Source organism: Frigoribacterium sp. Leaf44 (assembly GCF_001421865.1).
GTDB lineage: Bacteria > Actinomycetota > Actinomycetes > Actinomycetales > Microbacteriaceae > Frigoribacterium.
Genome location: NZ_LMLG01000006.1, coordinates 694,876 through 705,698, shown reverse-complemented (window position 1 = coordinate 705,698; position 10,823 = coordinate 694,876). Strand labels below are relative to the sequence as shown.

Below are 10,823 nucleotides of genomic sequence, written 5' to 3'. Positions count from 1 at the left end.
CCCTCGGGGTGCGGGAAGGGCTCGCCTCGGGGGTCGAGGCGCGTTCGTCGGCGATCGTCATCGTTCGTCCTTTCCGCCGGCGAACCGGTTCTGCAGCAGGGCGATGACCAGCACGAGGATCACGAGCACGACGCCGATCGCGGCGGCCTGGTCGGGGTTCCCCTGCTCGATGCCCTTCTGGTACATCAGCAGGACGGGCGAGGTCGACGCGCCGTTCGGCCCGCCTCCCCCGGTCAGCAGGTACGGCTCGGTGAAGAGGTTCGCCCCCGTGACGGTCGAGACGAGCAGCACGAGCACGGTGGCCGGACGCACGCCCGGCACGGTGACGGTGAAGAACGACCGGATCGGGCCGGCACCGTCGCTCGAGGCCGCCTCGTACAGCTCCTTCGGCACGTTCTGCAGCGCCGCGAGGTACAGCAGGATGTAGAACCCGAGCTGCTTCCAGGTGACGAACAACGCGATCGAGGGCATGGCCCACGCCGAGTTGATCAGCCACGAGGGCGTCGGGGCCAGCGGTCCGAGCACGTTGTTGACGAGACCGTCGCCGTTGAAGAGGAACAGCCAGACCGCGACGACGGCGACGCTCGCCGTCAGGTACGGCACGTAGAACGCCACCCGCAGGAACCCCCGGAAGTGCGCGACCTTGTCGAGCGCCGTGGCGAGCACCATGCTCAGCACGACGGTCAGCGGCACGTTGATCACCAGGAAGACGCCGACGTTGCCGAACGAGCGGATCACCGCCGGGTCGGTGAACGCGGTGACGAAGTTGTCGAGGCCGACGAAGGGCCGCGCGACGACGGCACCGGGCGCCGTGAAGAAGTAGTCGTGGAACGCGATGTAGACCGCGTAGACCAACGGGTACGCGAACACCGCCAGCACGAACACCAGATAGGGCGCGCTGAACAGCAGTCCGAGCGGGTGCTTGCCGAGCGGGCCGCCCCGCCGACGCCCGCGCGGGTCGTCGTCGCGGCGACGACCCGCCCGGTGCCCGGAGCCGGGACCCCCCGAGGAGGCGCGGTGCGCCTCCTCGGCTCGTCCGGCGGTCGGCGACGCTGCCGCCGCCTCGTGCAGGGTCGACACGATCAGCCCTGCGCCGCGAGCTCGTCGATCTTGTCCGCGGCGTCCTTCAGCGACGAGTCGACGTCACCCTTGCCGAAGATCACGCTGCTCGACCACGCGTCGCGGAAGGCCTGCAGTTCGGCGACGGTGTTCGGACCGGCCGGCACCTCGACGGTCCGGGCCGCCTGGTCGCCGAAGAGCGCGTACGAGGGGTTCGCGTCGAAGTAGTCGGAGTAGGTCGAGGCCAGGTCGGTGCGGATCGGCATCTGGCCCGTGGTCTCGAGCAGGGCGCGGTCCTGGTCGCTGCTGGTGGAGAACTTCAGGAAGTCCCATGCGGTGCCCTGGTTCTCACAGGCCGTGTACATGCCGACGTTCTTCGCGTCGCTGAACGTGTAGGTCTCGTCGGCGCTCGTGCCGTCCTTGGTCGGGACGGGCACGGCACCCCAGTTGACGTCCTCGTAGACCGACACGGCCCACGGCCCGACGATCGACATCGCGGCCTCGCCGTCGGCGAACGAGTCGCCCGTGTACTGCTCCTGGCCGGCCAGCCCCTGCTCGTAGAGCGAGCGCCAGAAGGTCGCGACGTCCTCGCCGGCGGTGTCGGCGAAGGTCGCCTTGCCGTCCTCGACCAGGCCGGTGCCGCCCGTCTCGGCCGCGTAGAGCGGCATGAAGTCGAACTGCGACTGGAAGAACTCGCTCGTCGGCGCCGGGTGGATGGCGTACTTCGAGACGCCGGCGTCGACCAGGGTCTTCGACGTCGCGAGGAAGTCGTCGTAGGTCGACAGGTCGGGGTTCTCGGCGTCGAGGCCGGCCTTCGTGAAGAGGTCCTTGTTGTAGAAGATCATGACCGGGTTCGACTTCCAGGGCAGCTGGTAGTACTTGCCGTCGGCGTCCTGGTACTGCTTCGCCAGGTCGCCGCTGCGCTCCTCGATGTAGCTCGCGCCGTCGTCGAAGCTCGACAGGTCGACCAGGCCGCCCTGCTTCTGGAACTGCCCGACCGCGCTGGGGGCCGTGTTGTAGACGAGGCAGGGGGCGTTGCCGGCCGTGATGGCAGCTCCGATGACCTCTTCGCTGGACTTGCCGGCGGGGATCTCCTGCCCCTTGACCTGCTCGTCGGGGTGGTCGGCGTTCCAGGCCTCGACCATGGCCTTGCCCCAGGTGACCTCCTGCTCGTTGTTCGAGTACCAGATCGTGATGGGGCCCTTGGCGGTGAGGGCGTCGCTCGAGGCTCCGCCGCCGCCGGAGCAGGCGGTCAGGCCGAGGGCGGCGACCAGGACGGTCGCGCCGAGGGTGGCGCGGCGGGTGAAGCGTGTGCGTCGTTGCACGGTGTTCTCCTTGGGTGGGGTGGTGCTGCGGGTGTGACTAGGGGGTCGTGTGAGGTGCGGGGGCGTGCGGGTCGGCGGGGTCGGCGCGGGCTGCGTCGGCTCGGGCTGCGTCGGCGCGGTAGAAGTACAGGTCGCGGTGGCCGGCGGGGGCGTCCCAGCCCTGGGCGAAGGTCCAGCGGCCGCCGATCTTCTGCAGGCCGCCCCAGCTGAGGGAGCCGCCGGGCGTCAGGGCGAGTTGGTCGACCGGACGATCGACGTCGTAGAGCGCCTGGCTCGCCGCGAAGACGCCGTCGACGTCGTGGAAGACGTCCAGCACGAGTCGGCCGTCGCCGGTGACGATCGCGGCGGCGACCTCGTGCAGGTGGCCGCCGACGCCCGACAGGTCGAGGTACGGCACGGGCTCGAAGGTCCAGTGGCGCAGGTCGTCCGAGCGGCCGACGTGCAGCACGCCGTCGAAGCCCTCGCTGACGAACATGAGGTAGTCCCCGTCGTCGCGACGGCCGTTGCCGTTGCCGTTGCCGTTGCCGCTGCCGCCGCCGCTGCCGCCGAGGCGGACGGCGTTCCCGTGCTCGTCGCGCGGGATCACGGCGCCCTTGGCCCACAGCCGCGTCTGCTCGTGGTCCGCGATCGGCCCGAGCTTCTGCCAGGTCACGAGGTCGTCGCTGACGGCGACCAGGATGTCGATGCCGACCGCCTGGACGGGGTACCCGGGGCTCGGGTGCGCGACCCGCGCCTCCTCGGTGATCGGGAAGACGCCGTTGTAGAAGAGCCAGAAACGCCCCTCGGCGCGGTAGACCTTGGGGTCCTCGGTGCCGAGCAGTTCGTCGTCGAGGGTGGGACGGACCACCGGGTTGGCCGGGTCGTCGACCCACGTGGCGCCGGGTGCGGGTTCGCCGTCAGGGGTGAGGGCGAGGGTGGCGTGGCCGATGCGGCTGCCGAGGCTCTCCTTGCGGGGCGAGGCCCGGTAGAAGAGGTGCAGCGTGCCGTCGTGCTCGATCAGGCTGGGGTTGTAGAGCGACTCGCTCGTCCAGCCGAGCCCGTCGGGGTCGGGCCACTGGCCGTCGAGCGTGAAGGTGAACGCCGGGTCGACGGCGAAGGGGCCGACCGCCCAGTCGGACCGGGCCGGCTCGTAGGCGGCGGGGCTCGAGAAGGTCAGCTGCGAGAGGGCACCGGTCAGCTCGTTGCGGTGGACGAGGGCCTCGTCGAGGACCGTCCGGAGGCGCTCCCGGGTCAGCGGGACGAGGTACGGCTTCGAGGCGGTGCCGACCGCGCCGGCCGCGCCGGCGTCGGGCGCGGTGTCGGTGGTCGTCGCGTGGACGGCGCTGCTCGTCGCCTGGGCGCTGGCCGCGTCGGCTGTCGTCGTCATCGGGGCTCCCACGTCGTCGTGTGCAGTCTCGCTCGTCTACCGAAACGTTTCGGTAGATCGAGAAACTAGCACGGTGACGGCCCGACCGGAACCCCCTGCGGCCTCACCCTCCTGTCGCACCGCCGACTGGACGTCGCACCGCGCACTTCCACGGTGCGACGGTCGGTCGGCGGTGCGATCCCCGCGCCTGGCCCGGGGTCAGCGGGCGGCGGGGCCCGTCGACGCGCGGACCAGCAGCCGGGCGGGCTCGATCTCGGCGTCGGTGACGGTCTCTCCCTCGACCGACGAGAGCAGGAGGCGCGCCGCCTCGGCCCCGATCAGCCGCGGAGCCGTCGTCAGCGTGGTCAGCCCGGGGCGCACGTACGACCCGAGCTCGATGCCGTCGAACCCGGCCACGCTGACGTCGTCGGGGACGCGGACCCCGAGCCGGTCGAGCTCGGTCATGAACCCGATCGCGGCCAGGTCGTTGGCGCAGAAGACGGCGGTGGGGCGGTCGTCGACCGGTGCGTCCGGGCCGAACAGGCGAGCGGCGGCCCGGGCTCCCCCGTCGTAGGTGAAGTCGGCCTCGACGACGGCCCCCGGATCGTGCCCGGCCGCCACGACGGCGTCCCGCCACGCGGCTCCGCGACGCCGCGAGTGCACGAAGCGGCCGGGGCCGGCGACGTGGGCGAACCGCCGGTGACCGAGCGACACGAGGTGGTCGACGAGCTCGCCGATGCCGGCCGAGTCGTCCTGGCGCACGGCGGGCAGGGGGAAGTCTCCGGCCGGGTTGACCCCGACGGCGGGCAGGTCGAGCTCGCGGACCAGGTCGACCCGCGGGTCGTCCACCGTCAGCTCGTTCAGGACGACGCCGTCGACCCGGCGCCCGGCCGCGAGCCGGCGATAGCGGTCGAGCGGCTCGTCGGCGGCCGACCCCATCTGCAGGATGAGCGCGTACCCGCGGGGGTCGAGCACCGATTCGAGCCCGCCGATGAAGCTGCCGAAGAACGGGTCGGACTCGAGCACGAACGGGTCGCGGTGCACGACGAGCCCGATGGTGAACGCTCGTTTGGCGCTGAGGCTGCGCCCGCGGACGCTCGGCACGAAGCCGAGGTCGTCGGCGGCCTGGCGGATGCGCGCGCGGGTCTGCTCCGAGACGCCGGGCCGACCGTTCAGGGCGCTGCTGACCGAGCTGATCGCGACGCCGGCCCGGGCCGCGACCTCGACGATGGTGACCCGCTCTGCCACGCCGCGCCTCCTCGTCCTCGCCTGTGCCGGTGCGCCTGTTCGCCCGCCGCGCCCCCACGATGCTACTGACCCGCCGCAGCCGCCACCCTCGCGTGGCCCACCCGCCCCTAGGGTCGGGGCATGCTCATCGTCTCGCTCGTCGCGGCCTCGCTCGCCGCCCTGCTGCACCTCTACATCTTCGTGATGGAGTCCTTCCTCTGGACCACCCCCCGCGTCCGCGCGACCTTCGGCATCACCGACGACGTCCAGGCCGAGCACACGAAGCCGCTCGCCTACAACCAGGGCTTCTACAACCTGTTCCTCGCGATCGTCACGATCGTGGGCGTGGTGCTGATCGCCGCCGGAGGGGTAGGAGGCGCGGGCAGCGCCTTCGAGGCATCCGCCGCGGGCACCGCCCTGCTGGTCGCGGGCACGGGGTCGATGCTGGCCGCCGCGCTCGTCCTGCTGCTCTCGGACCGCACGAAGGCGCGCGCTGCCGTCACGCAGGGGTTCTTCCCGCTCGTCGCCCTCGTCACGCTGCTGATCTCGTCGTCCTGACCTGCCCGTCCGGCCCCGTCGGCCGCACTACCCTGGGCGGGTGACCGACGTGACCGACGCCACCCGCGCCTCCTCCGCTCCCGACGCCGCGGCTGCCGACGCCGCTCAGGCCGCTGCCCCCGCCGCCCCGACGACCCACTGGACGCTGACGCTCGTCTGCCAAGACCGGCCCGGCATCGTCCACGCCATCAGCGGCGCCGTCGTGCAGGCCGGCGGCAACATCACCGAGTCGGCGCAGTTCTCGAGCCACGACACCGGCACGTTCTTCATGCGCCTGCAGGTCGAGGCCCCCGGCGAGCGCGACGCGTTCGAGGCGGCACTGGCGCCCGTGCTCGCGCACTACGACGTGCAGGCGAAGCTCGACGTCGTCGGGCGCCCGACCCGCACGCTCGTGCTCGCGAGCAAGGCGGCGCACTGCGTCAACGACCTGCTGTTCCGGCAGCGCGCCGGGCAGCTGCCGATCGAGGTGCCGCTGATCCTGGCGAACCACGACGACCTGTCGGGGCTGGCCGAGTTCTACGGCAAGCGGTTCGAGCACCACCCGGTCACCGACCCCGAGTCGAAGGCGGCCTTCGAGGCCCGCGTGCTGCAGGTCGTCGACCGGTACGACGTCGAGCTCGTCGTGCTGGCGCGGTACATGCAGATCCTCAGCCCCGAGCTCTGTGCGGCGCTCGAGGGGCGGGCGATCAACATCCACCACTCGTTCCTGCCCGGGTTCAAGGGGGCGAACCCCTACCGCCAGGCGCACGCCCGCGGCGTGAAGCTGATCGGCGCGACGGCGCACTTCGTCACGAGCGACCTCGACGAGGGGCCGATCATCGAGCAGAACGTCGTCCGCGTCGACCACACCCGCAGCGCCCCCGAACTGATGGCGATCGGCCAGGACGAGGAGAGCCGCACCCTGACCCAGGCGGTCCGCTGGTTCGCCGAAGACCGCGTGCTGCTCGACGGCGCCCGCACCATCGTCTTCCGCTAGCCCCGCGCGGCCTCAGCCCTCGTCGGCTCCAGCCCCCTCCTCCCCCGCGCCCGGCAACCGGGGCCCGGTGCCGAGTGGGCAGAAGATGCTGCTCCCGGCGCTGTGAAGAGCACTTCCTGCCCACTCGGCCCCTTGCCATGGGTTCCGGTCCGTGGCCGCCCGGCCGTTCGACCGCCGAGTGGGCAGAAGTTGCTGCTGCCACGCCCGTGACGAGCACTTGCTGCCCACTCGTCGCTGCGCAGCTCGATCCGGTACGTACCGGATCAGAGACAGGCCGCACAGCACACCCCGGCCGTACGCTGGACGCGTGACTCCGACCGACCCCGTACCCTCCCCCGTCCCGGCCCGCGGCGGCCCGGTCGGCGCGCTCGACGTGGTGCGCTTCGTCACGCTGATCCTCGCCTTCCTGAGCCTCGGGTTCTGGGGCTACCTCGCCTGGCCGTTCCCGTTCCCGTCGCTGGCGTTCATGATCGGCGCGCCCCTGTTCGCGATCGTCGTGTGGGGACTGTTCCGCTCACCGCGCGCCCCGATCCCGACCGACGCCGTCGGCAAGGCCCTGGTCGAGATCGCGATCATGGGTGCCGTGGTCGCCGCCTGGGCCATGCTCGGCTACCCGGTCGTCTCCGTGGCGTTCGCGGTCCTGGCCGGCGTCACGGGCGTCCTGGCCTTCCGTCGCGAGAACCGCCGGGGGGCCCGCAGGTGACCACCACCCTGTTCTCCGACGCCCGCAAGGTCGACGCGGACGGCGAGGTCGACGGCTTCTGGATGCTCGTCGACGGCGACGTGATCGTCGCCACCGGCACCACGGTGCCGGGGTCGCGCGCGGCGGCCGAGGTGACGAGCGGGGTCGACGCGACCCGCGCCTCCTCGGCGACGTCGGGTGCACCCGACGGCCCGACCGCAGGAGGCGCGGTCCCGCCCCCGGCGGACGTCACGGTCGACCTCGCGGGCGCCACGCTCACCCCGGGGCTGATCGACCTGCACACGCACGGCGGCGGCGGGCACGCCTTCGACGGCGGGCCGGACGACCTCGACGCCGGTCTCGCCTTGCACCGCCGACACGGCACGACGCGCTCGCTGATCAGCCTGGTGGCGAACCCGGTGCCGGTGCTGTCCCGGTCGCTCGGACTGATCGGTGACCTGATGCGGCGTGATCCGCTCGTGCTCGGGGCACACCTCGAGGGGCCGTTCCTGGCTCCCGACCGCCGGGGAGCCCACGCCCCGCACTTCCTGCTCGAACCCGACGCCGCCACGGTCGAGAGCCTGCTCGAGGCCGGCGACGGCATCGTCCGTCAGGTCACCCTCGCCCCCGAGCTGCCTGGCGGGCTCGACGCGATCGACCGGCTCGTCAGCTCGGGCGTGGTCGCCGCCGTCGGGCACACCGAGGCCGACTTCGACCTCGCCCGCGCGGCGTTCGACCGGGGCGCGAGCCTCGTGACCCACGCGTTCAACGCCATGGCCGGCATCCACCACCGCGACCCGGGGCCGCTCGTCGCGGCGGTCGGCGACGAACGCGTGACGATCGAGTTGATCCTCGACGGCGTGCACGTGCACCCGGCCGTGGCGGACCTCGTGCTGCGCTCGGCGCCTCGTCGGGTCGCCCTGATCACCGACGCCATGGCCGCGGCCGGAGCCGCCGACGGCGACTACCGCATCGGCGAACTCGCGGTGACGGTCGAGCACGGCGTCGCCACGCTCACGGGCACGTCGACCATCGCGGGCTCGACCCTCACCCAGGACGCCGCCCTGCGCATCGCGATGCTGCAGACCGGGCTCTCAGCCGTCGACGCCGTCGCGGCGCTGACCCTCGTGCCGGCCCACGTGCTCGGCGTCGACGCCGGGGGCAGGCGAGCGGGCACGCCCGCCGCGCAGGCCGGCGTCGCGCGCACGGCGCAGGCCGGCGGGGTGCGGCCGTCGCTCGGCCGCCTGGCCCCCGGTCACGTGGCCGACGCCGTCGCGTGGCACGACGACTGGACGGTCGCCCGGGTCTGGGCCGCCGGCCGCGAACTGCCGGCTGGCTGAGCTCCTGGACCGCCCCGCCGCCGAGCCCGGCCGAGCCGCGCCCTACCCCTTCAGGTCGGGGAAGTCCGCGTCGCGCCACTCGGCCGCAGCCCGCTCGCCCGACCGGGCCAGCGCCTCCTCGCGGTCGCGCAGTTCGACGCGGCGGATCTTGCCCGAGATCGTCTTCGGCAGCTCGGCGAACTCGACCCTCCGCACCCGCTCGTAGGCGGGCAGCGAGACCCGGGCGTGCGCCAGCACGGCCCGGGCGGTCTCGGCGTCCGGGGCCCACCCCTCGGCCAGGGTCACGTACGCCTTGACGACGTTCAGCCGGGTGTCGTCGGGGGCCGGCACGACGGCGGACTCGGCGACGGCCGGGTGCTCGATCAGCATGCTCTCGACCTCGAACGGCGAGACCTTGTAGTCCGACGACTTGAAGACGTCGTCGGTGCGGCCGACGAAGGTGATCATGCCGTCGGCGTCGCGCACCGCCACGTCGCCGGTGTGGAACAGCCCGTCGCGCATCGACGACTCGGTGCGGGCGGCGTCGCCGAGGTAGCCGGTCATCAGGTTGACGGGTCGCGTGGTGAGGTCGAGGCAGACCTCGCCCTCGTCGCCGACGACGCCCGTGACGGGGTCGACCAGCACGACCTCGACGCCGGGCAGGGCACGCCCCATCGAGCCGGCCTTGATCGTGCCGCCGGGCGCGTTCGCGACGATGGCGGTGGTCTCGGTCTGCCCGTACCCGTCGCGGATGTCCAGGCCCCAGCCCTGCTGCACCCGCCCGATCACCTCGGGGTTGAGCGGTTCGCCGGCCGACAGCGCCTCGCGGAGGGCACTCGGCCGCGATCCCAGCGACGACTGGATCAGCATGCGCCACACGGTCGGCGGTGCACAGAACGAGGTCACCCGGGCCCGCTCGAGCTGGTCCCTGAGCTCGGCCGGCCGGAAGCGCCCGTAGTTGTAGACGAACACGGTGGCCTCGGCGGTCCACGGCGCGAAGAAGCAGCTCCAGGCGTGCTTGCCCCAGCCCGGCGACGAGATCGTCATGTGCACGTCGCCCGGCTGCACGCCGAGCCAGTAGGTCGTGGTCAGGTGCCCGACGGGGTACGAGGCGTGCGAGTGCACGACCATCTTCGGCTTGCTCGTCGTGCCCGACGTGAAGTAGACGAGGCAGGCGTCCTCGGTCGCCGTCTCGACGTCGGGACGAGTCCAGGAGGCGCGGTGCGAGTCCCCGAAGGACGTCCAGCCTGCGGGGGCCTCGTCGCCCTCGGGGACGACGGCGATCCGCGTGACGGCCTCGACCCCCTCCACCCCGGCGAACGCGGGGGCGTCGGACGAGTTGGCGATCACGTGCCGGACGAGCCCGCGGTCGATGCGGTCGGCGAGGTCGGCGCTGCCGAGCACGGTCGACGTCGGCAGGATGACCGCGCCCACCTTCATCACGGCGAGCATGGCCTCCCACAGTTCGACCTGGTTGCCGAGCATCAGCATGACGTGGTCGCCCGTCGCGACGCCGAGGTCGTGCAGCCAGGCGGCGACCTGGTCGCTGCGTCGACGCATGGCGTCGAACGACACCCTCTGCTCGGAGCCGTCCTCCTCGACGATCCACAACGCCGTGCGCTCGTTGTCGCGGGCGATCACGTCGAACCAGTCGGTCGCCCAGTTGAACCGGTCGCCGACGTCCGGCCAGCGGAACTCGTCGCTCGCGCGGTCGAGGTCGTGCCCGAGCCCCAGCAGGTGGTCGCGGGCCGCCCGGTAAGCGGCGGTGGCCGGGCCCTCGGCCAGTGCGGATGCGCTGGCGGATGCGTCGGCGGATGCAGCGGGCGTGTCGGCGGGTGCGGGTGCGTCGGACATCCCGCCATCATGCACCCCCACCCATGCCGGGCCCGGCATGCGGGAGGGCCGCTCGCCTAGGGTCGTGACATGACGAACGACGCGACCCGCGCCTCCTCATCCGCCGCCACGTCCGCCCGTTCGCGGCCCGCCCTCGAGATCGCGGTGACGAGCGCCGCCGGGGCCGTCACGGCGCGCGACGGCGGAGCCGACCGCGTCGAACTGTGCAGCGCCCTCGAGCTCGGCGGCGTCACCCCGTCGCAGGGGCTGGTCGAGGCGACCGTCGCGACGGGCGTGCCCGTACACGCGCTGGTGCGGTGCCGGCCCGGCGGCTTCGTGTACGACACCGACGAGCTGGACGTGATGGTGCGCGAGATCCGGGCCCTGGTGCGGTCGGGTGTGGCCGGCGTCGTCGTGGGCGCGCTGCGCGAGGACGGCTCGCTCGACGTCGACGCCCTCCGCTGGTTCGTCGAGGCCGCGCTCGACGCCGCCGCCCCGC

Annotated in this window: 10 protein-coding genes; 5 read left to right on the top strand and 5 right to left on the bottom strand. The window is 72.7% G+C overall.

Annotated elements, in window-relative coordinates; all coding sequences use genetic code 11:
• Window positions 1–57: 57 nt before the first annotated feature.
• The 4 genes from ASE87_RS11835 to ASE87_RS11820 form a co-directional block, all read right to left on the bottom strand.
• Window positions 58–1,071, bottom strand: coding sequence for a carbohydrate ABC transporter permease (locus tag ASE87_RS11835; RefSeq protein WP_056229575.1), 1,014 nt, complete (start codon window positions 1,069–1,071; stop codon window positions 58–60).
• Between the two features lie 11 nt (window positions 1,072–1,082).
• Window positions 1,083–2,384 carry a sugar ABC transporter substrate-binding protein gene (locus ASE87_RS11830; protein WP_369794350.1) on the bottom strand — a complete coding sequence of 434 codons (1,302 nt, stop codon included), beginning with the start codon at window positions 2,382–2,384 and terminating at the stop codon, window positions 1,083–1,085.
• A 37-nt stretch (window positions 2,385–2,421) separates the two neighbouring features.
• A complete protein-coding gene (locus ASE87_RS11825) occupies window positions 2,422–3,750 on the bottom strand; it encodes a hypothetical protein (protein ID WP_157489848.1) in 1,329 nt (442 codons plus the stop codon).
• A gap of 198 nt (window positions 3,751–3,948) precedes the next feature.
• Complete coding sequence (locus tag ASE87_RS11820; RefSeq protein WP_056228696.1) at window positions 3,949–4,977, bottom strand: LacI family DNA-binding transcriptional regulator; 1,029 nt, start codon at window positions 4,975–4,977, stop codon at window positions 3,949–3,951.
• 120 nt (window positions 4,978–5,097) lie between these two features.
• Here ASE87_RS11820 and ASE87_RS11815 point away from each other — a divergent pair, with 120 nt between their 5' ends.
• From ASE87_RS11815 to ASE87_RS11800, 4 genes are all read left to right on the top strand, one after another.
• Complete coding sequence (locus ASE87_RS11815) at window positions 5,098–5,514, top strand: DUF1304 domain-containing protein (RefSeq protein ID WP_056228693.1); 417 nt, start codon at window positions 5,098–5,100, stop codon at window positions 5,512–5,514.
• Window positions 5,515–5,659: 145 nt separating this feature from the next.
• Complete coding sequence (purU, locus tag ASE87_RS11810; protein WP_055977478.1) at window positions 5,660–6,490, top strand: formyltetrahydrofolate deformylase; 831 nt, start codon at window positions 5,660–5,662, stop codon at window positions 6,488–6,490.
• 307 nt (window positions 6,491–6,797) lie between these two features.
• Complete coding sequence (locus ASE87_RS11805) at window positions 6,798–7,193, top strand: YrdB family protein (RefSeq protein WP_056228691.1); 396 nt, start codon at window positions 6,798–6,800, stop codon at window positions 7,191–7,193.
• Complete coding sequence (locus ASE87_RS11800; protein ID WP_056228688.1) at window positions 7,190–8,512, top strand: N-acetylglucosamine-6-phosphate deacetylase; 1,323 nt, start codon at window positions 7,190–7,192, stop codon at window positions 8,510–8,512. Before ASE87_RS11805 ends, ASE87_RS11800 begins: the two co-directional genes overlap by 4 nt.
• A 42-nt stretch (window positions 8,513–8,554) precedes the next feature.
• Here ASE87_RS11800 and ASE87_RS11795 read toward each other — a convergent pair whose 3' ends face one another.
• Complete coding sequence (locus ASE87_RS11795) at window positions 8,555–10,345, bottom strand: AMP-binding protein (protein ID WP_082452577.1); 1,791 nt, start codon at window positions 10,343–10,345, stop codon at window positions 8,555–8,557.
• A 69-nt stretch (window positions 10,346–10,414) separates the two neighbouring features.
• Here ASE87_RS11795 and ASE87_RS16785 point away from each other — a divergent pair.
• Window positions 10,415–10,823 (top strand): copper homeostasis protein CutC (locus tag ASE87_RS16785; protein ID WP_304437697.1); only part of this gene is annotated, 409 nt, incomplete at its 3' end.